The following is a 24429-nucleotide window of genomic DNA, read 5'->3' on the forward strand; positions in this document are numbered from 1 at the left end:
TAGATCGCGACTAGGGGGCGCGGCCGCGGGTCGCCTCCGAACCGGGCCCCACCCCTGGTTCGGGTCCCGCGGTCCCGCGGGTGAGCCTTACCTCACAGACTGCGTCAGCCAACCGCGTTCTACGCTTGAGGGCGCGTTGCCAATGGAGGCCGCGCCGCCGTCTGCCGAGTAAGGAATGGCCGTAATGCCAGAGTTTGCGTACTCCGATCTGCTCCCGCTGGGAGAGGACACCACGCCCTACCGCCTGGTGACCGCCGAGGGAGTCTCCACCTTCGAGGCCGACGGGCGTACGTTCCTCAAGGTCGAGCCGGAGGCGCTGCGCAAGCTCGCCGCCGAGGCCATGCATGACATCTCGCACTACCTGCGGTCCGCCCACCTCGCGCAACTGCGCCGTATCGTCGACGACCCGGAGGCCTCCTCCAACGACAAGTTCGTCGCGCTCGACCTGCTCAAGAACGCCAACATCGCCGCGGCCGGTGTGTTGCCCATGTGCCAGGACACCGGCACCGCCATCGTCATGGGCAAGCGCGGCCAGAACGTCCTGACGCAGGGCGGCGACGAGGAAGCCCTCTCGCGCGGCATCTTCGACGCGTACACCAAGCTCAACCTGCGCTACTCGCAGATGGCTCCCCTCACCATGTGGGAGGAGAAGAACACCGGCTCCAACCTCCCCGCCCAGATCGAGCTGTACGCGACCGACGGCGGCGCGTACAAGTTCCTGTTCATGGCAAAGGGCGGCGGCTCCGCCAACAAGTCCTTCCTCTACCAGGAGACCAAGGCGGTCCTTAACGAGGCCTCCATGATGAAGTTCCTGGAGGAGAAGATCCGCTCGCTGGGCACGGCCGCGTGTCCTCCGTACCACCTCGCGATCGTCGTCGGCGGCACGTCCGCCGAGTTCGCGCTGAAGACCGCGAAGTACGCCTCCGCGCACTACCTCGACGAGCTGCCCGCCGTGGGCTCCCCCACCGGTCACGGCTTCCGGGACAAGGAGCTGGAGGAGAAGGTCTTCGAGCTCACCCAGAAGATCGGCATCGGCGCGCAGTTCGGCGGCAAGTACTTCTGCCACGACGTGCGCGTTGTCCGGTTGCCGCGGCACGGCGCCTCGCTGCCCGTCGCCATCGCCGTGTCCTGCTCGGCCGACCGCCAGGCCGTCGCGAAGATCACCGCGGAGGGCGTCTTCCTGGAACAGCTGGAGACCGACCCGGCGCGGTTCCTGCCCGACACGACGGACGAGCACCTGGACGAGGCGGGTGACGTCGTGAAGATCGACCTCAACCGGCCGATGGACGAGGTGCTGGCCGAGCTCACCAAGTACCCGGTCAAGACCCGGCTCTCGCTGACCGGCCCGCTGGTCGTGGCGCGCGACATCGCGCACGCCAAGATCAAGGAGCGGCTGGACGCGGGTGAGGAGATGCCGCAGTACCTGAAGGACCACCCTGTCTACTACGCCGGTCCGGCGAAGACTCCCGAGGGTTACGCCTCCGGCTCCTTCGGGCCGACGACCGCGGGCCGTATGGACTCGTACGTCGAGCAGTTCCAGGCGGCGGGCGGCTCGAAGGTCATGCTGGCGAAGGGCAACCGCTCGCAGCAGGTGACGAACGCGTGCGGGACGCACGGCGGCTTCTACCTTGGGTCGATCGGCGGGCCCGCGGCGCGGCTCGCGCAGGACTGCATCAAGAAGGTGGAGGTCGTGGAGTACGAGGAGCTGGGGATGGAGGCGGTGTGGCGGATCGAGGTGGAGGACTTCCCGGCGTTCATCGTGGTGGACGACAAGGGGAACGACTTCTTCACTGAGCCTGCGCCGGCGCCGACGTTCACGTCGATCCCGGTGCGGGGCCCGGGGCTGGGCTAACGCCTGCGGCGGAGCTGTTCCCCACCCCGCCCTCCCCCTGCGGCCTGGCGGCTGTAGGGGGAGGGCGGGGTGAGGGAAACTCACGCGAAGCGTTGTCCGGCCGAGCCGTTGCAGGGCTGGAGGCGCAACGCCTCCCTCGCCGAGCCCAGCGTCGCGCACAGGCCCTCCGCCGACGCCGGGCGGAGCGTGCCCGAGGCGCGGACGAAGCGCTGGTTCGCCGCGCCCGAGCAGTTCCAGACAATCAGCGCCGCCCCCGCCTCGTACCTCGCCCCCGGCACATCCAGGCACCGGTCCTGCGTCAGCTCCGTATGCAGCGAGCCGCGCGCCGCGTCGTACCACCAGCCCTGGTTGCGGCCGCCGTGGCAGTCCCACCCGACAACCGCCGTGCCATTGCGGCTGACCGCGCCGGAGACGTCCACGCACGCACCCGTCGCCTCGTTCTTCAGCGGCCGGTACGCCTCGTCCCACGCACCCGCGTACAGCTGCGGCTTCCCGCTGGACGCCACATCCGCGCAACTGGCCTCGCGCAGGCCCGAGTTGTACAGCTGGGTGAGGCAGGAGGCGAAGGCCGCATGTCCGCGCACATTCGGGTGGAAGGACTGGCGGACCGAATTGGAGTCCGGCGGGAAGGGGTTGGACAGGTCGATGTACAGCCCGCGCGCCCAGGTGTCCTCCATGCAGACCTCATGGCCGTGGAAGAGCCGGGAGTTGTCGAGATAGACCGCCCCCGTGGACTGCGCGATCCTGCGCATGCCGCGCTCGAACGCGGGGACGGCGGTGTTGCGGCCCCAGACGGTGTCGGAGTCGTAGCCCATGCCTCCGCAGATCAGCTTGCCGGGGAAGTGCGGGTTGTCGCGGAAGTCCGGGCCGACCGGGCTCGGGTAGCCCATCACGACCAGTTTGTAGTCGGCGTCCGCGTAGCCTGCCTCGCGCATCACGGTGCGCAGGTCGCGTACGGTCTGCTCGACCTTGGGTACGAGGCCGTCGACGCGGGTCTGCCAGCCGGGGGCGTACTTGGGCTCGCACGGCCCCTGGAACAGCACATAGCGCGTGACGCAGTCGGTCATCACGGGCCCGAACTGCAGGTCGTCATTGGCGCCGGCCACCAACAGGACCATCTTGATGCGGGTGTTGCGCGCCTTGATGGCGAGAGCGTCGCTCTGGACCAGTTCGTCGGCGTGCTGCTTGGAGCCGCCGATCCTGATGTTTCCGGTGCCCGCGCCGGAGCAGGAGACGTTGTACGTGAGGTCCGCGGCGATGCCGGTGCGATGGATGGCGGCGTCGGGTGAGCGGTGGCACCAGTTGTCGGGGCCGTTGGTACCGGGCTCGTAGGTGCCGACTCCTTCGCCCGAGATCTCGCTGTCGCCCAGCGAGATCAGGCCAGTTTTGCGGTCGGCGAGGGGGCGTTCGGCGGGGCTGCCGTAGAGCTTGACGGCCTCGGCCGCACGGATGGATTCCAGTTCGGGCGGGAGCGGTAAGGCTGCGGCCGTACGGGAGGTGCCGGCCTCGGCGGCCCGGGCGGTGGTGGCCGTGGCCGCCATTCCTCCCAGGCCCGCGGCCAGTGCGGCGGCGGCCGCGACCGTACAGCGAAGTCTGTGCCTGGTGCGCGTCATTGCGCCTCCCCGGTTCGTGGTTAATCCGGGTATTTACTGGCGGGTAGTGCACTTGGGAATAGGCGTAACAAGACAAGTGCTCACCTTTTGGGGGTTCGGGGGTCGCCCCGGAGAGACACAGCCGAGTGATGAGGAGGCGTGGCGGCGATGGACGACACGAGCGAGTACCGGATCGAGCACGACTCCATGGGTGAGGTACGGGTCCCCGCCCACGCCAAGTGGCGGGCCCAGACCCAGCGGGCGGTGGAGAACTTCCCCATCTCCGGGCAGCGCCTCGAACGCGCGCACATCGAGGCCCTGGCCCGGATCAAGGCGGCTGCCGCGCAGGTCAACGCCGAACTGGGCGTGCTCGACAAGGACATCGCGGGTGCGATCGCCGGCGCCGCCGCCGAGGTCGCCGAGGGCCGCTGGGACGAGCACTTCCCGGTGGACGTCTTCCAGACCGGCTCCGGCACTTCCTCGAACATGAACACCAACGAGGTCATCGCGACGCTCGCCACCGAGCGCCTCGGCCGCGAGGTGCACCCCAACGACCATGTGAACGCCTCCCAGTCGTCCAACGACGTCTTCCCCTCCTCCATCCACATCGCGGCGACGGCGGCGGTGACGGGCGATCTCATCCCCGCTCTGGAGCATCTGGCGGCCTCTCTGGAGCGCAAGTCGGCCGAGTTCACGGACGTCGTCAAGTCCGGCCGTACGCATCTGATGGACGCCACTCCGGTGACGCTGGGCCAGGAGTTCGGCGGCTACGCCGCCCAGATCCGGTACGGCGTGGAGCGGCTCGAGGCGTCGCTCCCCCGCCTCGCGGAACTGCCCCTCGGCGGCACGGCGGTGGGCACCGGCATCAACACCCCGCCCGGCTTCTCGGCCGCGGTCATCGCCGAGGTCGCCCGCGCGACCGGGCTGCCGCTGACCGAGGCCCGCAACCACTTCGAGGCGCAGGGCGCGCGGGACGGACTGGTGGAGGCGAGCGGTCAGCTCCGCACCATCGCCGTCTCGCTCACCAAGATCTCCAACGATCTGCGCTGGATGGCCTCGGGCCCGCGCACGGGTCTGGCGGAGATCAACCTCCCCGACCTCCAGCCGGGCTCGTCGATCATGCCCGGCAAGGTCAATCCGGTCATTCCCGAGGCCGTACTGATGGTCGCCGCACAGGTGACCGGCAACGACGCCACGGTCGCCACCGCCGGGGCCGCCGGGAACTTCGAGCTGAACGTCATGCTCCCGGTGATCGCCAAGAATGTGCTGGAGTCGGTCAGGCTGCTGGCGAACGTCTCGCGGCTGCTCGCGGACCGCACCGTCGACGGCATCACGGCGAACGTCGAGCGGGCCCGGGAGTACGCGGAGTCCTCACCGTCCGTCGTCACCCCCCTGAACAAGTACATCGGCTACGAGGAGGCCGCCAAGGTCGCCAAGAAGGCGCTCGCTGAGCGGAGGACGATCCGCGAGGTCGTCCTCGAGTCCGGCTATGTGGAGCGTGGAGCGCTGACCCTTGAGCAGCTGGACGAGGCCCTTGACGTGCTGCGTATGACGCACCCCTGACGCGGCGCCCGTGACCTGGATCGCTGCGCGGACCGGGCCGTCCTCCTAAGATCTGCTCATGACAGGTACGGAACGCAGCACACGCTGGACGCCCGGGGACCACATCCTCTGGCGCTATCGCGGCCATGCCCCGGACCTGTCGGGCTCGGGCATTCACATCTGCCGCCCGGTGACCGTCGTACAGGACACCGAGGACCTGCTCGCGGCGTGGATGGCGCCGGGCACGGAGTGTGTGAAGCCGGTCCTCGCGGACGGCACCCCGGTGCACCAGGAGCCGCTGGCCACCCGCTACACCGCCCCGCGCACGGTGACCCGCTCCCGGTGGTTCGGTGCGGGGGTGCTGAAGCTGGCCCGGCCGGGGCAGCCGTGGTCGGTGTGGCTGTTCTGGGAGCGCGGCTGGACGTTCCGCAACTGGTACGTGAACCTCGAGGAGCCGCACACCCGTTGGTCGGGCGGCATCGACTCGGAGGACCATTTCCTGGACCTCTCGGTCCATCCGGACCGCAGTTGGCGCTGGCACGACGAGGACGAGTTCGCCCAGGCCCAGCTGGTCGGCATGATGGACCCGCAGAAGGCCTCCCGGGTACGGGAGGCGGGCCAGGCGGCCGTCGAGGTGATCCGGGCCTGGGGAGCGCCGTTCTGCGACGGCTGGGAGCGCTGGCGCCCGGACCCGGCCTGGCGGGTACCCGAACTGCCCGCGGACTGGGGGCGTACGGCCGCGCAGCTGACGTCCTGAGCGCCACGCGGGGCGGTGATCCGGGGGCGTGATCGCCTTGGCTGACTCCTGTCCAGTAACAAGCTCCGGCGCGTACGACCTCATGAGACTCTTGATGCGCCCCCGGGGGGCAAACGTAGGATCGTCGTCCGCAAGGCTGCGTCGTTTCGACAACCATTGAGCGCAGCAGACGACCTGACCGTAAGTCATCTCGAGTCATTCAAGGGGGTGGAGCTGTGCCGGATGCCGGCCACCCTGTCGACGCCACCCCCAGAACGGTTGTTTCGGCCGGGGGCTCGGGGGTTATCCCCCGAGAGAGTGCAGCACCGCTTCACGAGGCCATCGCATCGCACAACCGGCCCGGACGGACGGAATCCCACGCGTGACGGAGCAGCCCACGTCCCACGAAGGCCGGCAGCCCATGGCTGCCCGGTCGCACGAGCGCACCCGGCCGCGGTCGGAGGCAGGCCCCTCGGCCGTGCCGTCGCCGCCCGGGCCGCCGCCGCAGGATCTGGCGGGCACGGCGCGGCGCGAGGGCGACCGGCTGCGTTTCGTGGGGGCGGCCACCCGGCGGATCGCGCGCGGGATAGACCTGGACGAGATCGTCCTCGGTCTGTGCAGGGCGACCGTGCCGACCTTCTCCGACGCGATCCTCGTCTACCTCCGCGATCCGCTGCCGGTGGGCGACGAGCGGCCCGTCTCCCCGTTCGTACTACGGCTGCGCCGCACCGACCGGCTCCGTTTAGCCGGTGAGGACACCGACCTCGGCCCGTCCGCGTCCCTCCCCGTCATCGACCCGCAGACCGACCTCATTCCGGCCTCCGAGCTGTGCGAGGTGCGGTCCGGCGGTGCCCTCTCCGAGGTGCTGCGCGGGGTACGGCCGGTCTTCGGCGACTCCGCCGCCGCCCGGGCCGCGCTGCCCGAGCTGCTGGGCGACGGACGGACCGTGCCGAGCGGCCATCGCGCGATACTGGCCCCGCTGCGCGGCAGGCGCCGGGTGATCGGCGCGGCCGTCTTTCTGCGCCGGCCCGACCGGGCCGGGTTCGAGCCCAACGATCTGCTGGTCGCGGCCCAGTTGGCGACGCACACCGCGCTCGGCATCGACAAGGCCGTGCTGTACGGCCGTGAGGCGTACATCGCCGACGAGTTGCAGCGCACCATGCTGCCCGACTCGCTGCCCCAGCCGACCGGTGTACGGCTGGCATCCCGCTATCTGCCGGCCGCCGAGACGGCCCGCGTCGGCGGCGACTGGTACGACGCGATCCCGCTGCCGGGCAGCCGGGTGGCGCTCGTGGTCGGCGATGTCATGGGGCATTCGATGACCTCGGCCGCGATCATGGGTCAGCTGCGGACCACCGCGCAGACCCTGGCCGGGCTCGATCTGCCGCCCCAAGAGGTCCTGCACCACCTCGACGAGCAGGCCCAGCGGCTCGGCACCGACCGCATGGCGACCTGCCTGTACGCCGTCTACGACCCGGTCTCGCACCGGATCACCATCGCCAACGCGGGCCACCCGCCACCCATCCTGCTGCACCTGGGCGGGCGGGCCGAGGTGCTGCGGGTGCCGCCCGGCGCACCGATCGGGGTCGGCGGCGTCGACTTCGAGGCCGTGGAGCTCGATGCCCCGGCCGGCGCGACCCTGCTGCTGTACACCGACGGCCTCGTCGAGTCCCGGCTGCGCGATGTGTGGACGGGAATCGAGCAGCTGCGGGAGCGGCTCGCCGACACGGCTCAGCTGACCGGTCCCGACCACTCGCCGCCGCTGGAAGCCCTCTGCGACGACGTGCTGGACATGCTGGGGCCGGGCGACCGGGACGACGACATCGCGCTGCTCGCGGCCCGCTTCGACGGCATCGCGCCGAGCGATGTCGCGTACTGGTTCCTGGAGCCGGAGGACGCGGCCCCCGGCCGGGCCCGCCGCCTGGCCCGCAGGGCACTGGCCCGCTGGGGCCTGGAGGAGCTGAGCGACTCGGTGGAGCTGCTGGTCAGCGAGGTGGTCACCAATGCCGTGCGGTATGCGGAGCGTCCTGTGACGCTGCGGCTGCTGCGTACGGACGTGCTGCGCTGCGAGGTCGGTGACGACTCTCCGCAGCTGCCGAGGCAGCGTCGCGCCCGGGACACGGACGAGGGCGGCCGCGGTCTGTTCCTGGTGAACCGGCTTGCCAGACGGTGGGGAGCGACTCGCCTCTCGACCGGCAAGGTGGTCTGGTTCGAGCTGCCGACCCGTACGTAGCCCAGATCTGGCCCAAGTGTGCCCGCGGACCCGGGAGCCGGGTGCCGCGGGCACAGTCATGCCGTCACAGCCGTGCCGTCAGGGATTGGCGACGGAATTGCCGTTCGGCCCGCCCGGGTCGCCGCTTCCCGGCTCGACCGGCGGGCTGAGGCTCGGCGTCACCGACGGCGTACTGCTCGGCGTCCCCGTCGGGTCCTTCGTCGGCGTCCTGGTGGGCGACTTGCTCGGAGTGTGCGAGGGAGTGTTCTCCGGCGACTTGGACGGGCTCTGCGAGGGCGTCTGGGACGGGCTGTCCGACGGCGTCGGGTCCGGCTCCACGATCGCGCTCTCGTCGACCTCCAGGTCGAACTCGTCGCCGGCCGCCTCGTCGTCGAGTGCGCCCGTCGTGTACTGCTTCCAGATCTTGGCCGGGACGCCACCACCGTTGGCGCGGCCCTCGTTGACGGTGTCGGTCAGGGTGACCTGGCCGGTGCCGTCGGGCTTCTCGCCGAAGAGGGCGACGGCCGTGACGAGATCGGGGGTGTAGCCGACGAACCACGCCGAGCGGTTGTTCTCCGACGTACCGGTCTTGCCGGCCGCCGAGTAGTCGCCGGCCGCGTTCGTGCCGGAACCGCTCTTCACCACGCCCGTCATGGCCTTGGTCACGGTGTCCGCCGCCTCGCGGCTGATGACCTGGTCGCCGATCGGGTCCTTCGGATCGGCCTTGCGGACCGCGTGCTCGGCGGACTTCACGATCGTCGGCGTGACCTTCTTGCCGTGGTTGTCGAGGGTCGCGTACGCCGCGGCCATGTCCCAGGTGGAGGCGCCCATCGTGCCGAGCGACATCGCGGGGCGCTCCGGCCAGCCCTGGCCGTCCTTCATGCCCATGTCGAGCGCGGTCTTCTTCGCCTTCTGCGGGGTGACGTCCACGATCATCTGCGCGAAGACGGAGTTGATCGAGCTGTTGGTCGCCCGCTGGACGGTGACCGGGCCGTAGTCCTGGTCGTCCTCGTTCTCCGGCGCGAAGGGGGTGTCGCTGCCCTCGACCGGCCGCTTGCTGGTGCCGTCGTACTTGGTGTTGAGGCCGATCTTCTCGCCGTCCTGGGTCTCGGCGCCGTTCTCCAGGGCGGAGGCGAGGACGATGGGCTTGAAGGTCGACGCGGGCTGGTAGTCGCGGCGGGTGGCGTTGGACAGCCAGTGCTCGGTGGCGCCGATGCCGCCGTAGAGCGCGACGACATGGCCGGTCTTCGGGTCGACCGACGTCGCGCCCGCCTGGACGGTCGCGTCGGCCTTGTCCTTCTTGCGCTCCAGCTTCTCCTCAAGCTGCTTGTCCACCGACTTGACCAGCTGCTTCTGGCGCTTCTCGTCGATGTTGAGGGTGATCGTCCAGCCGCCGGCCTTGATGTCCTCCTCGCTGATGCCCTGGCGCTCCAGCTCGGCGTTGGCGGCGTCGACGAGGTAGCCGGTCTGGCCCTCCATGCCCGGGGCGGCCTTGGGGGTCTTGGGCTCGGGGAACTTCAGGCCGCTGCGGACGGAGGCGTCGAGCCAGTCCTCCTCGACCATGTTGTCGAGTACGTAGTTCCAGCGCTCGGTGACCAGCTTCTTGCCGGTGGGCGACGCGACCGCCCAGTCGTACTGGCTCGGCGCCTGGAGGAGAGCGGCGAGGTAGGCGCCCTCGGCGACGTTCAGGTCCTTGGCGTCCTTGCGGTAGTACGCCTGGGCCGCGGCCTGGATTCCGTACGCATTGCGGCCGTAGTAGCTGGTGTTGATGTACCCCGCGAGGATCTCGCTCTTTTCCTTCTTCTGGTCCACCTTGAGCGAGATCACCAGCTCCTTGAGCTTGCGGGTGACCGTCTGGTCCTGGTTCAGGTAGTAGTTCTTGACGTACTGCTGGGTGATGGTCGAGCCACCCTGCTTGCCCTCGCCCGTGAGGGTGTTCATGAGGCCGCGGGCAGTGCCCTTGAAGTCGACTCCGTTGTCCTTGAAGAAGGTCTTGTTCTCCGCGGCGACGAAAGTGAACTGGACGTCCTTGGGGATCTTCTCGAGCCCGACGATCTCGCGGTTGATCTTGCCGGTGCGGGCGAGGATCTTGCCGTTGCTGTACTTGTAGACGTTGCTCTGCATCTCGGCCTGGGCGTTGGCCGTGGGCACGGGGACCAGCAGATAGATCACGAAGAACGCGCCCATCACCAGCAGGCAGAGGCCGAGGAAGGTGCCCAGCAGCTTCCTCCAGGTGAAGAAGCGCCGTATGCCCGTGGGCTTGGCTCTCTTCGCCCGGCGCGCCCCGCGCTCCCGCGCCTTTCGCGCTTCCGCTCGGCCCATCGCTTCGTCGCTCCGCTCGTCGTCTTGTGTGGTCTCTTGCCGGATTCGGCCCGGGCGGACCGCCCACCCGCTCGGAATCGGCTCAGAAAGCTAACACCGCTCGTCCAGACAAAGGGCGACCGATCCGGCCTTTTCCGGACGTGAGAATCAGCACCCCGTCTCAAGGAACCGACTCACGAGAGGTGCGCAGGGTTGCTGTCGAAGATAATGTGATATCACTCTGCTAAAGCGTCGGCGATGGTCGCCGACCGCGGAAACGGGGAGCGATCATGCCTGCCACCAGCACCGGAACGACGGACGACCTGCCTCAGATGCCGGCACCACACGTTCGTGAATTTCCGGCCCACAACATCGGCGGCGGGCTTGCCCTGCTGCTGGGTCTGGTCGGTCTCGGCCTCGGGATCGTGCTCATCGTGGCCGGGTCGGCTCTCGCCGCGACGGGCGCGAAGGTGGCGCTGATCCTGGCCGGCATCGTGATAGCGGTCGCGGCGTTCGTCGCGATGTGCGGGCTGAACACGGTCGCGCCCGGCGAGGCGCGGGTCGTGCAGCTCTTCGGGCGCTACCGGGGCACGATCCGCACGGACGGGCTGCGCTGGGTCAACCCGCTCACCTCACGGTCCAAGATCTCGACGCGGGTACGGAACCACGAGACCGCGGTACTGAAGGTGAACGACGCGTACGGCAACCCGATCGAGCTCGCGGCGGTCGTGGTCTGGAAGGTGGAGGACACCGCGCAGGCGATGTTCGAGGTGGACGACTTCCTGGAGTTCGTCTCCACGCAGACGGAGGCGGCGGTACGGCACATCGCGATCGAGTACCCGTACGACGCGCACGACGAGGACGGGCTTTCGCTGCGCGGCAACGCGGAGGAGATCACCGAGAAGCTGGCGGTCGAGCTGCACGCGCGTGTGGAGGCGGCGGGCGTGCACATCATCGAGTCGCGCTTCACGCATCTCGCGTACGCGCCGGAGATCGCGTCCGCGATGCTCCAGCGCCAGCAGGCGGGCGCGGTGGTCGCGGCGCGGCGGCAGATCGTGGACGGCGCGGTGGGCATGGTCGAGGCGGCGCTGGTGAGGATCCAGGAGCAGGACATCGTCGAACTGGACGCGGAGCGGAAGGCGGCGATGGTGTCGAATCTGATGGTGGTGCTGTGCGGAGACCGCGCGGCACAGCCGGTCCTCAACACGGGCACGCTCTACCAGTGACGCCGCCCCCCGAACGCAAACAGGTACTGCTGCGGCTGGACCCGGCGGTGTACGAAGCGCTGGCGCGGTGGGCGTCGGACGAGCTGCGCAGTACGAACGCGCAGATCGAGTTCATCCTCCGCCGCGCCCTGTCGGAAGCGGGCCGCCTCCCGGGCAGTGTGGGCCCGATCCCCCGCCGGGGGCGTCCGCCGAAGCCCCCGGCGGGCCCGGAGTAGCGAGCAGGACCACCAGCGGACCCGCGCGGCGCGGGTCCGCTGCCCGCTTCCCGAAGGCGCCTCCGCGCGGATTCACCCGAGCTATACACAGGGCGTATACACCACGTGTACAGTGCTTCCCATGTCCATCGGTCACACCCTCCTCGCGCTCCTCGAGTCCGGCCCGCGCCACGGATACGACCTCAAGCGCACCTTCGACGAAAAGTTCGGCCACGACCGGCCCCTCCACTACGGGCAGGTCTACTCGACCATGTCCCGCCTCTTGAAGAACGGTCTCGTCGAGGTCGACGGGATCGAGGCCGGCGGCGGACCCGAGCGGAAGCGCTACGCCATCACCGACGCCGGGATCACCGACGTCTCGCAGTGGCTCGCGCAGCCGGAGAAGCCCGAGCCGTATCTCCAGTCGACCCTCTACACCAAGGTCGTCCTCGCCCTGCTCACCGGCCGCAGTGCCGCCGATCTCCTCGATACGCAGCGGGCCGAACATCTGCGGCTCATGCGCATCCTCACCGACCGCAAGCGCCGCGGCGACCTCGCCGACCAGCTCATCTGCGATCACGCCCTCTTCCACCTCGAAGCCGATCTGCGCTGGTTGGAGCTGACCGCCGCCCGGCTCGGCCAGCTCGAGAAGGCGGTGCTCGGATGACCCCCGCGGGCTCCCTCCTCGTCGCCGCCGATCTGCACAAGGCGTACGGCCCCACCCCTGCCCTCGACGGCGCGTCCTTCTCCATCCATCCCGGCGAGGTCGTCGCCGTCATGGGGCCCTCCGGCTCCGGCAAGTCGACCCTGCTGCACTGCCTCGCCGGGATCGTGCGGCCGGACGCCGGGTCGATCAGCTACGGCGGACGCGACCTCACCGCGATGTCGGACACCGAGCGCAGCACTCTGCGCCGTACGGAGTTCGGCTTCGTCTTCCAGTTCGGCCAGCTCGTACCGGAGTTGAGCTGTACGGAGAACGTCGCCCTGCCCCTGCGGCTCACCGGCGTCAGGCGCAAGGCCGCCGAGCGCACCGCGCAGGAGTGGATGGAGCGCCTCGAAGTCGCCGACGTCGGGCACAAGCGGCCCGGTGAGGTCTCCGGCGGCCAGGGGCAGCGCGTCGCGGTCGCCCGCGCGCTGGTCACCTCGCCGCGGGTGCTCTTCGCCGACGAGCCCACCGGAGCACTCGACTCACTCAACGGTGAGCGGGTGATGGAGCTGCTGACCGACGCCGCCCGGGACACCAACGCCGCGGTCGTCCTGGTGACCCACGAGGCCCGGGTCGCCGCGTACTCCGACCGCGAAGTCATCGTCCGCGACGGCAAGGTGCGCGACATGGCGGGCGTGGCATGAGCGGCGGCGCCACCTGGATACGGGATCTCGCCCTGGGCGCCCGGTTCGCCGTCACCGGCGGCCGGCGCGGCTGGATCCGTACGATCCTCACCGCCATCGGCGTCGGCCTGGGCGTCTCCCTGCTGCTGGTCGCCGCGTCCGTGCCACATCTCATCGAGAGCCGCGACACCCGCGAAGCGGACCGCGCGGTCACCTACAACGACGAGGTGAAGCGTTCCGAGCGCTCGTTCCTCTTCGCCCAGACCAGCACGCTCTACCGCTCGGACACCGTCAACGGCGCCGTGTTGCGGCCCGACGGCAGCGACGCCCCGGCGCCGCCCGGCCTGGCGAAGCTGCCGGGCCCCGGCGAGATGGCCGTCTCCCCCGCCCTCGCCGACCTGCTCAACTCCCCCGAAGGGGCACTGCTGAAGGACCGGCTGCCGTACCGGGTCACCGCCACCATCGGGGACCGTGGTCTGATCGGCCCCGGTGAGCTGTTCTACTACGCGGGCAGTTCCACCCTCTCCCCGGCAGCGGCCGAATGGCGCGCGGACAGCTACGGCGGCAACCAGGGCAAGGGCGACCCGATGAGCGCGGTGCTCCTGCTCATCATGGTCATGGCCTGTGTGGCCCTGCTTCTGCCGGTGGCCGTGTTCATCGCCACCGCCGTGCGATTCGGCGGCGAGCAGCGCGACCGGCGGCTCGCCGCGCTCCGGCTGGTCGGCTCCGACCGGGCGATGACACGGCGGATCGCGGCCGGTGAGTCACTGTGCGGCGCACTGCTCGGGCTGGTCGCGGGCGCCGGATTCCTCGCGCTGATACGGCAGTTCATCGGCTCGGTGACGATCTGGAACGTCAACGCCTTCCCCTTTGACATCGTGCCGAGCCCGGTGCTGACCGCGCTGATCGCCGTCGCCGTACCGGCCTCCGCGATCGGGGTCACCCTCTTCGCGCTGCGCAATGTGTCGATCGAGCCGCTCGGAGTCGTACGCAACACCGCTCCGCGACGCCGCAGGCTGTGGTGGCGGCTGCTCCTGCCGCTCGCCGGTCTCGCCCTGCTGCTGCCCCAGTCGGGCCAGGTCGGCCTCGGGGACACGGAGATCGCCACCTATCAGATCGCCGGCGGCGCGCTGCTGGTGCTGACCGGGGTCACCTTGCTGCTTCCGTGGCTGGTGGAGGCGGTGGTCGGCCGGCTGCGCGGCGGGCCCGTGCCCTGGCAACTGGCCGTACGGCGGCTCCAGCTGAGCAGCGGAACGGCGGCCCGCGCGGTGAGCGGCATCGTCGTCGCGGCGGCGGGTGCCATCGCGCTGCAGATGCTGCTCAGCTCCGTGCAGAGCGACTTCATGAAGCCGACGGGCATGGACGCGGCCCGCGCCCAGCTCGAGACCAGCGCGAAGGCCACGGACGGCTCCGCGGCGCGCAAGATGATCGAGAAGTACTCGGCGACCAAGGGCGTCTCCAGCGTGATCGGGATGATCGAGGCGTCCGTCGACCGGCCGGGACCGATACGTGCGGGCGAGGACTTCATCCCCATCACCCAGATCACTGTCGCCGACTGCCCGTCGCTGCGGGAGCTGGCGAAGCTGCCCTCCTGCAAGGACGGCGACGTCTTCATCGCCCGTACGCACGGCACTCGAGGACCGTCGGACGAATATCTCGCCGAGACTGCCCGGCCCGGCGCCCAGGTCAACCTCAACCGGCAGCAGTTCGGCCCGGGAGGCGAGGCGAAGACGACCAAGCCGGTGCTGTGGCGTATCCCCGCATCCGCCAGGACGGTGGAATCGCGTACCGACCCGGTCGGGCAGGTCTCCTTCGGCATCATGGCGACGCCGTCCACCGTCGATGTGTCGAAGCTGGTGAGCCCGATGGCCAGGGCGATGATCCGGCTCGACCCGGACGCGGAGGATGCGGCCGAGTACGCCCGTAACAGTGCGGCCGCCATCGACCCGCTGACCAGCGTCTCCACGCTGCAGAACTTCGAGCGTGACAGCCAGTACTCCAGCGTGCGCACCGGTCTGTTCGTCGGCGCGACCGCGACGATGCTGCTGATCGCCGCGTCGATGCTCGTCTCCACGCTGGAGCAGCTCCGCGACCGCAAGCGGCTGCTGTCGGTGCTGGTCGCCTTCGGCACCCGGCGCGCCACACTGAGCTGGTCCGTGCTGTGGCAGACGGCCGTGCCGATCGCACTGGGGCTCGCGCTGGCGGTCACCGGCGGCATCGGGCTCGGGCTCGTCCTGCTGAGACTGGTCGACAAGCAGGTCGCCGACTGGTGGGGCTTCCTGCCGATCGTCGGGGTCGGCGGCGGTCTGATCGCGCTGGTGACGCTGCTCAGCCTGCCGCCGCTGTGGCGTCTGATGCGCCCCGACGGGCTGCGTACGGAGTAGTCGCCGGCGTACGGAACGGTCAGCCGAGGACCCGCACGGGCAGCGGCCGCATCGCGTCCCGCAGGGCCTCGGCGAACTCCTCGAACTCGCCCTGGCGTGCCGCACCCGCGCGCATCGCCAGGGCGATCCGGCGCGTCGGCGCCGGATCCGCGAAGTACCCCGTCACCAGGCGCTCGTTGCGTCCGGTCTCCACCTGGACGGCGGTCCGCGGCAGCAGCGTCACACCGAGTCCGCCGGCGACCAGCTGCACCAAGGTGGACAGACCTGCCGCGGTGGTGGTCACCGCGGCACCGTCCGCCCGGCCCGCCTCCCGGCAGATGTCGAGCGCCTGGTCACGCAGGCAGTGCCCCTCGTCGAGGAGCAGGAGATGGAGCTCCTTCAGCGCCTCGCGGGGGATGTCCTGGCGGCCGCCCAGCCAGTGGTCCTCGGGCGTGACCAGGACGAAGTCCTCGTCGAACAGCGGGAGTTCGGTGACGGAGGGCACGCCGAGCGGCACGGCGAGGAGCAGCAGGTCGAGCCGCCCGCCCGCGAGCCCGTCGAGCAATGACGAGGTCTGCTCCTCATGGACCTGCAGATCGAGGTCCGGGTACTTCTCGTGGACCAGCCGAAGCACGGTGGGCAGCAGATAGGGCGCGACGGTCGGGATCACCCCGAGCCTGAGCACCCCGGTGAAGGGCGCCTGTACCGCCTCGGCCTCCTCCATCAGTTCGCCGACCGCGTCGAGGACGGCCTTGGCCCGTGCCGCCAGCCGCTCACCGGCAGGCGAGAGCAGCACCTTGCGGGTCGTACGCTCCAGCAGCTGCACGCCGAGGACGTCCTCCAGCGCCGAGACCGCGCCGGACAGGGCGGGCTGGCTCATCCCGATCGCCGCGGCCGCGTCCCTGAAGTGCAGATGCTCGGCCACGGCGGCAAAGGCGCGCAGCTGCGCCAGAGTGGGCTGCTTGCCTCTGGGTACGGCACCGTTCGCCACGACCACTGATAGGCACCTCCGATCACGCTGACCCAGTCTAGCTATTTCTGTGATCAATAGACCCTGTGACAGGATCAAGAATCCGTCCAACCCCCACGGAAGCCCTCAAAAGGGGCTTCCCATCCGCAAGGAGAGCGCGTGCTCACTGTCGGTGACCAGTTCCCCACGTTCGAACTGACCGCCTGCGTCTCGCTGGAGAGCGGCAAGGAGTTCGAGGAGATCACCCACAAGTCCTACGAGGGCAAGTGGAAGATCATCTTCGCGTGGCCCAAGGACTTCACCTTCGTCTGCCCCACCGAGATCGCGGCCTTCGGCAAGCTGAACGACGAGTTCGCCGACCGTGACGCCCAGATCCTCGGCTTCTCCGGCGACTCCGAGTTCGTCCACCACGCCTGGCGCAAGGACCACGCCGACCTGCGTGACCTGCCCTTCCCGATGATGGCCGACTCCAAGCACGAGCTGATGCGCGACCTCGGCATCGAGGGCGAGGACGGCTTCGCGCAGCGCGCCGTCTTCGTCGTCGACCCCAACAACGAGATCCAGTTCACGATGGTGACCGCCGGTTCCGTGGGCCGTAACCCCAAGGAGGTCCTGCGGGTGCTGGACGCCCTGCAGACCGACGAGCTGTGCCCGTGCAACTGGAACAAGGGCGAGAACACGCTCGACCCGGCCGCGCTCCTGTCGGGCGAGTGATCCCGGATGTCTCTCGATGAACTGAAGTCCGCGGTACCGGACTTCGCCAAGGACCTGAGGCTGAACCTCGGTTCGGTGATCGGCAACAGCGAGCTGCCGCCGCAGCAGCTCTGGGGCACCGTCCTGGCCTGCGCGATCGCCTCGCGCTCGCCGAAGGTGCTGCGCGAGCTGGAGCCGCAGGCCAAGGCCAACCTCTCCCCGGAGGCGTACACCGCCGCCAAGTCCGCCGCCGCGGTCATGGCGATGAACAACGTCTTCTACCGGACCCGGCACCTGCTGTCGGACCCGGAGTACGGGACGCTGCGCGCGGGTCTGCGGATGAACGTCATCGGCAACCCGGGCGTGGAGAAGGTCGACTTCGAGCTGTGGTCGCTCGCCGTCTCCGCGATCAACGGCTGCGGCCAGTGCCTCGACTCGCACGAGCAGGTACTGCGCAAGGCGGGCGTGGACCGCGAGACGATCCAGGAGGCCTTCAAAATCGCCTCGGTGATCCAGGCCGTGGGTACGACCCTGGACGCGGAAGCCGTGCTCGCGGACTGAGTCCCGCGCCATGGCAAGGGCGCCCGGACCGGCTGCGAGCCGGACGGGGCGCCTTGTTGCGGACGGCTTTACGGTGCGAGGAGTTGGCCCGCCGCCAGCGCCGAGGCCACCGCGCCTCCGGCCACCACCGCCGAGGCAGCGAAGAGCGGAACCCTCCGGGTCCAGGTACGCACGGCCGGGGAGCGAGAGACGCGGTCCAGCAGCGCGTCACGCCCCCGCAGCACGATCAGGCCGACCACGGCCGAGCCTTTCGCCTCGACCTTGACGACGGGCGGTGTGCCGAAGGGGTGCGCCTGGGCCGTCCCCGCGCTGCCGAACAGCAGCGCGGGGACGGCGGCCAGGAGGAGCAGCACCCAGGTGCGCAGTGATCGCACGGTGGTGCTTCCCCTCAGTCCCGGCGGGCGGCGAGTGCGTGGACGGTGCCGTCGTCCGTGAGGGCGACGACCCAGTCACCGCTCGCGGAGAGCGCCGAAGTCACTCCCGCGCCGAGGTTGTACGCGGCGAGCTGCGTGCCGGTGGCGCGGTCCAGCACGAGCAGCCGCCCGTCCCATGTCCCGGCATACACAAGGGACTTGGTGACCAGCGGATGCATCGTCGGCGAACCCGCGCCCGCCGAGCAGCCCATGGCGACGCGCCACTTGTCGTCCATCGGGCTCTCGCCCGCCAGATATCCGGCCTTGGTCTCCCACACGGGCTTCGACGGATCGGCCGCGCTCGTGTCATAGGCGCGTACGACACCGTCGCGGCCCGCGACATAGGCGCTGTCGCCCCACACGGCCGGGCTGGTGAGCGGGGCCCGCCCCGGCTCGCAGGTGCTGCCGCCGCCCGCCTTGGACTCCCAGGTCACCGCGCCCGTCTTCGGGTCGTGCCCGCGGACTCCGTACGCCGTGAAGGTCACCAGCTTCGCCGGGCCCGAGGCGGGCTGCGTCAGCACGGGCGACGAGTGGCTGTCGATGTCGCCCGCGGTGTCCGTCACCCACAGCTGCTTGCAGCTCGCGAGGTCCATCGCGATGACCGTGTTGCTCGACGAGGAGTGCAGATAGGCGGTGTTGGAGCCGGGCCGGCGCACCGCCGTGCTGTGGGACTGGCCCCAGGAGGCCGCGGCCCCGAAGCCGCCGGGCTGCTTCTCGCCCGTCTTGGCGTCACGGCAACGCACGGTGTCCCAGTCCTGGTAGACGGCGACCGTACGGTCGTCGCCGACGAGCGGAAAGACGCTGACCGGCCCGCCCGCTCGGCCGTAGCGGCGCACGGTGTCGCCGTGCTGCTCCTCACGGTCGATCGACTCCCAGGCGATGTGTCCGTCCTTGACGTCCAGCGCGTAGATCCGTCCGACGCCGGTCGTCAGATAGACCCGTCCGTCGTGGAGTGTCGGCGCCGATTCGGCGTCGCCGTCCAGATAGCTGCGCCAGATCTCGCGGCCGGATGTGATGTCGTAGGCGAGCATCATGCTGTACGGAGAGTCGAAGGCGCGGGACGAGACGATCAGCTTGCCATCCGCGATCACGGAACCGTTCAGGTTGAACTGCTCGCCCGTGTGCCGGGTCCACCTGAGGTCGAGCCGGTCGCCCGGGTTGTCGCCGCTCGCGGACTGTCCCGCCTCGTTGCCGCCCTGCCGCAGCCAGTCCTGCCCGGTGCTCGGCTTCGGCAGCGCGGAGTCGTGTACGACCTGGAAGGTGCTTTTCACTGCGGGCAGCGCGGGGAACGCCTTGCCCCGGGTGTCGTACACGGTCGTCTCGGCCGTGTAGGTGCCGGGCCTCAGTCCGTGCAGCCTGTCGCTCGCCCGGGTCCATGCACCGCGTGCGTCCGGGCAGGGTTCGGCCCTGCCGCCGGGCGGGGTGTAGCAGTTCTCGATGCCCGGCCTGTCCCCTGAGTCGCCGAAGCGCAGGCGAGTGCGCTTCACCGTATGGCCGTGGCTGTCGCGCAGGGTCAGCGTGGCCTTCGCGGGCGTGCGGCCGTCGTCCTCCGCGTACACCTCGACGGGGACTCCGGCCTGCGCGCCGTGCACGCTGCCTTGCGCGGGGCTGACCAGCGCGGAGTCGTCGTCGATGTCGAACTGCCGGTGGATGCCGGTCACATGACCCGTGTCCTCGTTGCGGCTTGTGCGCAGATCGTCGGTGATGCCGCTGAAGTCGAGGACCTTGTAGTCGGGGTGGGCGCCGTCGATACCGTACGTGCCCTGGTTGTTGATCTCGACGGAGCGCTTGAAGGCACCGCGCCGGAACTCGGCCTGCTGGTTGTGACCGGCGGCGACCATCCGTACGTCGTACTTCGCCAGCTCGTCGATGGTCGGCTGCATGCCCGCGCCGGGTCCCCACTGGGTGAACAGCGAGCGGTGCGCGAAGACGAACACCTGCTTGCCGACCGCGTGCTGGGCCAGGTCCCTGCCCAGCCACTCCAGCTGGGGCTTCAGCCCGCTCGCGTCGTAGTTGTCCTCGAGTACGACGATGTGGCGGCCGTTGCGGTCGAAGCTGTACCACTCGGGGGCGAGGTTGCGGCGGTAGTACTCCAGGCTGCCGGCGTAGCCCTTGGAGGCGGCCGTGCCGCCGAAGTCGTGGTTGCCCATCACGGGGTAGAAGGGGTGGCCGAGCCGACCCTGCTCCAACCCCTTGCTGAAGAGGTCGTACGCGCCCTGCCGGCGCGGCTCTTCCGCATAGTCCGTGACGGTCAGATCTCCGGTCGCGATCTGCATCGTCGCGCCGTCGACCTCGGACATCGCCTGCACCTGGCCGGTCCACTGGGGCAGCGCCGTGCGGGCCTCGGCGTCGGTGCGGTTGCCGACCTCGGGGTCGGAGTTCATGACCCACTTCTCGGTGGGGTCCGAGGCGTTGCGGTCCGGTACGAGCGCGAAGTCGATGCCGGTGCCGCCGGTCTGGGGGACCTTGTGGAAGAACTGCGGGATGTAGTCCTTGCGCAGGGCCGGGGTGTAGCCGTCGGGCGAGACGATGCTGACGAGGTCGGTCTCACGCCGCGTCGGGTCGATGGCCAGGGTGTACGAGCCGTCCGCGCGGGTCGTGGCCCACGCGGCGCCGTCCGTGACGTCGACGCCGGGCATGGCACGCTCGCCCTTGTCCCGCTCGCCGTTGCCGTTGCGATCCTTGAAGACGGTGCCCTCGACGGTGGCGGTGGCCGGTGTCGTGTCGTCGGCGAAGGCCGCCTGGGGCGCGAGGCACGACAGGGCGACGGCTCCCGCGGTCGCGAGCCGGAACCGACGGCTTGTGCGCAGCCCGCGGACGAGGGACGGCAGCCGCCGGGCGGCGAGTACGAACACGGCACCGGCCGCAGCCACGAGTACGACGGCGAGCCAGGGGAACGTCGGGAGCGCGTGCGCACCCTTGGCGTCGACGAGCGGCGTTGCCGCGGAGGCGTCGACCGCTGTGCCGTCGAACTCGACGACGACCCGGGTCAGTCCGCCCTTGTCGAGGAGCGGGCTCATGTCCAGCGCGTCGATGTGGCAGCTCCACGCGAGTTCGATGACGACACCGCCGGGCACCCCGCCGTCGTCGCCGGGCACGCCCGAGCCGGTGGCCGGGCAGGGTGCCGACAGCATCGAGGATGCCCAGGTGCCGGCCCTCTCGGGGGACACCACGTCGCGATGCACGATGAGACGGCCGCTGGTGACGTTGTCACCGGTGGCGACGACGAGTTCGGCGTGCTCGCGGGAGACATGCGCCATCGCGGGCTGGGCTCCGACGCCCAGCACAAGGAACAGCAGCGCGAGACAGAGCCCGGCCGCTGTGCGTATATGTTTCATGAGAGCGGACGCTAGCGAGCATCCGCTCGAATTCCGCCAAGATCGAACGACTTTCATCGAGCCGTCCGCAAGAGTTCAGCTCTGCAGCTTGGCCATCAGCGTCCGCATGTCCTCGATCATGAAGGGCTTGATCCCCGACAGATCCGTCGGCGCCTCCTGGCCGTCCGACCCCGGCGTGCTGCCCGCCAGGACGCCGAGCGTCAGCACCGCCTGGCCGTCCAGGACATGGAGGACGGGCGAGTCGTCGCCCTCGGCCTGGGCGAAGAAGGCGCGTTCGCCGAGTTCTTGGACCCGCTCCAGCTTGACCTGGTTCTCCCCGCCGAACAGCGCCGTCGTCGGCGAGACGACGCTTGCCTCGAACTCCGGCCCCGGGTCGGTCTTCTTGTGCAGCGTGTAGGTGAGAAAGGCACTCGTCGGCATCGACTCGTACGACTGCTGCTTCTGCGTACTGTCCCGCAGCGTGATCCAGCAGAACGCCACATCCCTGCCCTCGTGCTCGCGCCCCGTCGGCGTCGGCGTCTCCGTCTTGCCGAGTGCCGTGGACAGCGCCTTCAGTTCGGTCTCGACGCAGAGGTTGCGGCTGGTCCGGTACGCGCCGACGTCCGGGTCCGGCCTCTCGTACGCGTACAGGCCACCCGCCCACACCGCCGACGCGGCCACCGCGCCCCCGAGCGCCCACAGCCATGACTTCAGCGGCCGCCGCCGAACGCGCGAGACGTCGTCCGTTCCGACCGTCTCGGGCCCGGCGTTCAGCTCCGCCCGCGGGCCGGGAATCTCCGCGCCGCCGAACGGCTCGTCCTCCCCGACCAGTTCCGGCTCGGATATCACTCGCGCCCCTCGGCGCCCGCCGTGCCCGGCGTACCCGCCGCAGCCGGCCCGGACGCCGTGAGTGGCGCCGGCGCAGCCGTCGGCGCGGCCTCGACCACCGCCGCACCACGCAGCGCCTGCTCCTGGCCGTACGCGCGCAGATAGCCGACGACCGTATTGGTGACGGCCACCAGCGGTACGGCCACCACCGCGCCGCCGATCCCCGCTGTCAGGCCACCCGCCGCCACCGCCAGGACAACGGCGAGGGGATGCACCCGCACCGCCCGGCCCAGGATGAAGGGCTGCAGCACATGGCCCTCGAGCTGCTGCACGGCAAGGACGACGATCAGCACCATCAGGGCGGTGAACACGCCCTGGGTGACCAGCGCGACGACCACCGCCAGCGCACCGGAGATGACCGCGCCGACCAGCGGGATGAAGGCGAACAGGAAGATGAAGACGGCGAGCGGCACGGCCATCGGCACATCGAGGAAGTAGATGCCGAGTCCGATGAAGATCGCGTCGATCAGGGCGACAATCACCGTGCCGCGCACATACGCGGTCAGCGTGCGCCAGGCGCGCGGCCCCGCCCCCGCGACCCCTTCACGGGCCTGTGCCGGGACCAGCTTGAGCACCCACTGCCAGATGCGCTTCCCGTCGTACAGCAGGAAGAGCGTGGAGAACATCGCCAGCAGTATCCCGGTGAGGATCTCCACCATCACCGTCACGCCCTGCAGACCCGCCGAGGTGATCTCCTCGGTGTTGGTCCCGATGGTGTCGCTGAGGTTCTTCGCGATGTCGTTGATCTGCTGCTCGGTGACATGGAACGGACTGTCCAGCAGCCAGCGCTTGAGCTCCTCGATGCCGTCCCTGACCCGGTCGGAGAGATTGTCGAGGTTGTCCATGACCTGCCAGACCACGAACCAGCCGACCAGGCCCATGATGACGAAGCCCGCGATCGCGGTGACCGCGGTGGCCAGACCGCGCGGCAGGCCGAGCCTCTTCAGCCGGGCGACGGTGGGCTGGAGCATCGCGGTGACGAGCAGCGCCGCGACGAAGGCGAGGACCACCAGCTGGACCGCGCTGATGATGCGTATCAACACCCAGAGCGTGCCTGCCAGCACGAGCAGCCGCCAGCCGGCCTCGGCGGCGACGCGCATGCCCCAGGGGATCGCGGCGACCGGATCGGGGCGGGCCGCGACGGTGGGGGCGTAGGCGGGCGGCGGCGGGATGCTGTCCCGGGCGGCCGGGACGGCGACGTCGGGCACGTCGTCCGCCTCGGCCTCGTTGCGGCGCTCGTCCAGGCGCTCGCTGATCCGGGTCAGCCCGGCGCCCAGCCCGGCGAGCCATCCAGGCACTCGTGACATGATCTTTCCTCTTCCCCCCACCACTCCCCCCGGGAGCTGTTCCGGTCCGACGGTACACGCACGGAACCCCCCACCGTAGGACGGCGAGGGGCTGCGTGAAGTTGAGCGGGGGGCGAACCCGGGCTGGTCCTAGTACCAGTTGTTGGCCTGCCAGAACGACCACGCGCCGCAAGGGCTGTCGTAGCGGCTGTTCATGTAGTTCAGGCCCCACTTGATCTGGGTTGCCGGGTTTGTCCGCCAGTCGTCGCCGGCCGAGGCCATCTTCGAGCCGGGCAGCGCCTGAACGAGACCGTAAGCACCGGAAGACGCGTTCTGCGCCTGGTAGTTCCAGGTGGACTCGTGATTCACGATGTTGCTGAAGCACTGGAACTGGTCGGCCGGGACCATCTGCCGCGCGATCGCCTTGACCTCTTCGACCGTGTAGGAGCTCTTCGCGGAGAAGCTCGACGCGTCGCGCAGGGAGTCGCGGTTGGCGCGCGCCTCCGCTTCCTCGCGCTTGCGCTCGGCCTCCTTGTCGGCGGCTTCCTTCTTCGCCTCGGCGGTCTTGGCAGCCTGGAGGCGGGCGGCTTCCTCGGCAGACTTCTTCGCAGCCGCGTCCGCGGCAGCGGCCTGCGCTTCGGCCTGCTGCGTCAGGGACGAGACCTGAACCTGGGCCTGCTGGCCCATGGGTATGTCTGCGAGGAGAGTCGCGTCGGCCGCCGTAGCCTCGAGGTTGTCGTTCGAGGGCTGCGTAGTGCCCGACGCAACGCCCACGACGGCGCCGACGGTGGTGACCGCAGTGGCAGATGCCACCGCGAATCCCCGGACCGAGATCCGGCTCACACGGTTTCCTTCCAGCATCGCCCGCTTCGGTGACCTTGCGAGCGCGATCGTGCCCCTGGCGCTGGCCTCCCTACTACCTGGGTCACGGGAGGCGCGGACCCGGTGGGCAAC

General features: G+C 69.9%; 19 protein-coding genes. 11 read left to right on the top strand and 8 right to left on the bottom strand.

What is annotated here, in order from left to right; genetic code table 11:
* Nucleotides 1–175 precede the first annotated feature (175 nt).
* Nucleotides 176–1852, top strand: a complete 1677-nt coding sequence (locus tag OG729_RS14300; RefSeq protein ID WP_405806355.1) for a fumarate hydratase — start codon at nt 176–178, stop codon at nt 1850–1852.
* Between the two features lie 80 nt (nt 1853–1932).
* On the opposite strand, the gene OG729_RS14305 is transcribed toward OG729_RS14300, so the two are convergent.
* The gene (locus OG729_RS14305; protein WP_405806356.1) at nt 1933–3465 is read right to left on the bottom strand and encodes a ricin-type beta-trefoil lectin domain protein; all 1533 of its coding nucleotides are present in this window, start codon (nt 3463–3465) and stop codon (nt 1933–1935) included.
* 147 nt (nt 3466–3612) lie between these two features.
* Here OG729_RS14305 and OG729_RS14310 point away from each other — a divergent pair, with 147 nt between their 5' ends.
* The 3 genes from OG729_RS14310 (at nt 3613) to OG729_RS14320 (ending at nt 7955) form a co-directional block, all read left to right on the top strand.
* Nucleotides 3613–5007 (top strand): class II fumarate hydratase, encoded by a 1395-nt coding sequence (locus tag OG729_RS14310; protein ID WP_405806357.1) that lies wholly within the window; start codon nt 3613–3615, stop codon nt 5005–5007.
* Between the two features lie 58 nt (nt 5008–5065).
* Nucleotides 5066–5743, top strand: coding sequence for a DUF402 domain-containing protein (locus tag OG729_RS14315; protein ID WP_360879235.1), 678 nt, complete (start codon nt 5066–5068; stop codon nt 5741–5743).
* A gap of 361 nt (nt 5744–6104) precedes the next feature.
* Complete coding sequence (locus OG729_RS14320) at nt 6105–7955, top strand: SpoIIE family protein phosphatase (protein WP_360879238.1); 1851 nt, start codon at nt 6105–6107, stop codon at nt 7953–7955.
* Between the two features lie 78 nt (nt 7956–8033).
* Here OG729_RS14320 and OG729_RS14325 read toward each other — a convergent pair whose 3' ends face one another.
* A complete protein-coding gene (locus OG729_RS14325) occupies nt 8034–10256 on the bottom strand; it encodes a transglycosylase domain-containing protein (RefSeq protein WP_405806359.1) in 2223 nt (740 codons plus the stop codon).
* 269 nt (nt 10257–10525) lie between these two features.
* Between OG729_RS14325 and OG729_RS14330 the strand changes: the two genes are divergently transcribed.
* The 5 genes from OG729_RS14330 (at nt 10526) to OG729_RS14350 (ending at nt 15368) form a co-directional block, all read left to right on the top strand.
* Nucleotides 10526–11461 carry an SPFH domain-containing protein gene (locus tag OG729_RS14330; protein ID WP_405806361.1) on the top strand — a complete coding sequence of 312 codons (936 nt, stop codon included), beginning with the start codon at nt 10526–10528 and terminating at the stop codon, nt 11459–11461.
* Complete coding sequence (locus OG729_RS14335; protein WP_405806363.1) at nt 11407–11676, top strand: hypothetical protein; 270 nt, start codon at nt 11407–11409, stop codon at nt 11674–11676. Before OG729_RS14330 ends, OG729_RS14335 begins: the two co-directional genes overlap by 55 nt.
* Before the next feature lie 121 nt (nt 11677–11797).
* Nucleotides 11798–12322, top strand: a complete 525-nt coding sequence (locus OG729_RS14340; RefSeq protein ID WP_405806364.1) for a PadR family transcriptional regulator — start codon at nt 11798–11800, stop codon at nt 12320–12322.
* The gene (locus tag OG729_RS14345) at nt 12319–13005 is read left to right on the top strand and encodes an ABC transporter ATP-binding protein (RefSeq protein WP_360879254.1); all 687 of its coding nucleotides are present in this window, start codon (nt 12319–12321) and stop codon (nt 13003–13005) included. Before OG729_RS14340 ends, OG729_RS14345 begins: the two co-directional genes overlap by 4 nt.
* On the top strand, nt 13002–15368 hold the full coding sequence (locus tag OG729_RS14350) for an FtsX-like permease family protein (RefSeq protein WP_405806366.1): 2367 nt from the start codon (nt 13002–13004) through the stop codon (nt 15366–15368). The genes OG729_RS14345 and OG729_RS14350 overlap by 4 nt, the downstream gene beginning before the upstream one ends.
* A gap of 19 nt (nt 15369–15387) precedes the next feature.
* Here the strand turns inward: OG729_RS14350 and OG729_RS14355 are convergent, their stop codons facing one another.
* Complete coding sequence (locus tag OG729_RS14355; protein ID WP_405811135.1) at nt 15388–16338, bottom strand: LysR substrate-binding domain-containing protein; 951 nt, start codon at nt 16336–16338, stop codon at nt 15388–15390.
* Between the two features lie 138 nt (nt 16339–16476).
* Here OG729_RS14355 and OG729_RS14360 point away from each other — a divergent pair, with 138 nt between their 5' ends.
* The gene (locus tag OG729_RS14360) at nt 16477–17031 is read left to right on the top strand and encodes a peroxiredoxin (protein ID WP_360879260.1); all 555 of its coding nucleotides are present in this window, start codon (nt 16477–16479) and stop codon (nt 17029–17031) included.
* A 6-nt stretch (nt 17032–17037) separates the two neighbouring features.
* The gene (locus tag OG729_RS14365; protein WP_405806368.1) at nt 17038–17571 is read left to right on the top strand and encodes an alkyl hydroperoxide reductase; all 534 of its coding nucleotides are present in this window, start codon (nt 17038–17040) and stop codon (nt 17569–17571) included.
* Between the two features lie 68 nt (nt 17572–17639).
* Here OG729_RS14365 and OG729_RS14370 read toward each other — a convergent pair whose 3' ends face one another.
* From OG729_RS14370 to OG729_RS14390, 5 genes are all read right to left on the bottom strand, one after another.
* Nucleotides 17640–17945 (bottom strand): hypothetical protein, encoded by a 306-nt coding sequence (locus tag OG729_RS14370; RefSeq protein ID WP_405806369.1) that lies wholly within the window; start codon nt 17943–17945, stop codon nt 17640–17642.
* Nucleotides 17946–17959: 14 nt separating this feature from the next.
* Entirely contained in the window at nt 17960–21322 is a 3363-nt protein-coding gene (locus OG729_RS14375) for a PQQ-binding-like beta-propeller repeat protein (protein WP_405806371.1), read from the bottom strand.
* Nucleotides 21323–21397: 75 nt separating this feature from the next.
* Nucleotides 21398–22150, bottom strand: a complete 753-nt coding sequence (locus tag OG729_RS14380; protein WP_405806373.1) for a hypothetical protein — start codon at nt 22148–22150, stop codon at nt 21398–21400.
* Nucleotides 22147–23496 carry an AI-2E family transporter gene (locus OG729_RS14385; RefSeq protein ID WP_405806374.1) on the bottom strand — a complete coding sequence of 450 codons (1350 nt, stop codon included), beginning with the start codon at nt 23494–23496 and terminating at the stop codon, nt 22147–22149. Before OG729_RS14385 ends, OG729_RS14380 begins: the two co-directional genes overlap by 4 nt.
* Nucleotides 23497–23625: 129 nt before the next feature.
* Nucleotides 23626–24336 carry a transglycosylase SLT domain-containing protein gene (locus OG729_RS14390; protein WP_360879278.1) on the bottom strand — a complete coding sequence of 237 codons (711 nt, stop codon included), beginning with the start codon at nt 24334–24336 and terminating at the stop codon, nt 23626–23628.
* Between the last annotated feature and the right edge of the window lie 93 nt (nt 24337–24429).

The sequence above is a fragment of the Streptomyces sp. NBC_00210 genome, from assembly GCF_045160975.1.
Classification (GTDB): domain Bacteria; phylum Actinomycetota; class Actinomycetes; order Streptomycetales; family Streptomycetaceae; genus Streptomyces.

Excerpts from the sequence above, each read along its gene's own strand:
- OG729_RS14300 (WP_405806355.1), top strand. The coding sequence starts at position 176 with ATGGCCGTAATGCCAGAGTTTGCGTACTCCGATCTGCTCCCGCTGGGA.
- OG729_RS14305 (WP_405806356.1), bottom strand. The coding sequence starts at position 3,465 with ATGACGCGCACCAGGCACAGACTTCGCTGTACGGTCGCGGCCGCCGCC.
- OG729_RS14310 (WP_405806357.1), top strand. The coding sequence starts at position 3,613 with ATGGACGACACGAGCGAGTACCGGATCGAGCACGACTCCATGGGTGAG.
- OG729_RS14315 (WP_360879235.1), top strand. The coding sequence starts at position 5,066 with ATGACAGGTACGGAACGCAGCACACGCTGGACGCCCGGGGACCACATC.
- OG729_RS14325 (WP_405806359.1), bottom strand. The coding sequence starts at position 10,256 with ATGGGCCGAGCGGAAGCGCGAAAGGCGCGGGAGCGCGGGGCGCGCCGG.
- OG729_RS14330 (WP_405806361.1), top strand. The coding sequence starts at position 10,526 with ATGCCTGCCACCAGCACCGGAACGACGGACGACCTGCCTCAGATGCCG.
- OG729_RS14340 (WP_405806364.1), top strand. The coding sequence starts at position 11,798 with ATGTCCATCGGTCACACCCTCCTCGCGCTCCTCGAGTCCGGCCCGCGC.
- OG729_RS14345 (WP_360879254.1), top strand. The coding sequence starts at position 12,319 with ATGACCCCCGCGGGCTCCCTCCTCGTCGCCGCCGATCTGCACAAGGCG.
- OG729_RS14350 (WP_405806366.1), top strand. The coding sequence starts at position 13,002 with ATGAGCGGCGGCGCCACCTGGATACGGGATCTCGCCCTGGGCGCCCGG.
- OG729_RS14365 (WP_405806368.1), top strand. The coding sequence starts at position 17,038 with ATGTCTCTCGATGAACTGAAGTCCGCGGTACCGGACTTCGCCAAGGAC.
- OG729_RS14375 (WP_405806371.1), bottom strand. The coding sequence starts at position 21,322 with ATGAAACATATACGCACAGCGGCCGGGCTCTGTCTCGCGCTGCTGTTC.
- OG729_RS14385 (WP_405806374.1), bottom strand. The coding sequence starts at position 23,496 with ATGTCACGAGTGCCTGGATGGCTCGCCGGGCTGGGCGCCGGGCTGACC.
- OG729_RS14390 (WP_360879278.1), bottom strand. The coding sequence starts at position 24,336 with ATGCTGGAAGGAAACCGTGTGAGCCGGATCTCGGTCCGGGGATTCGCG.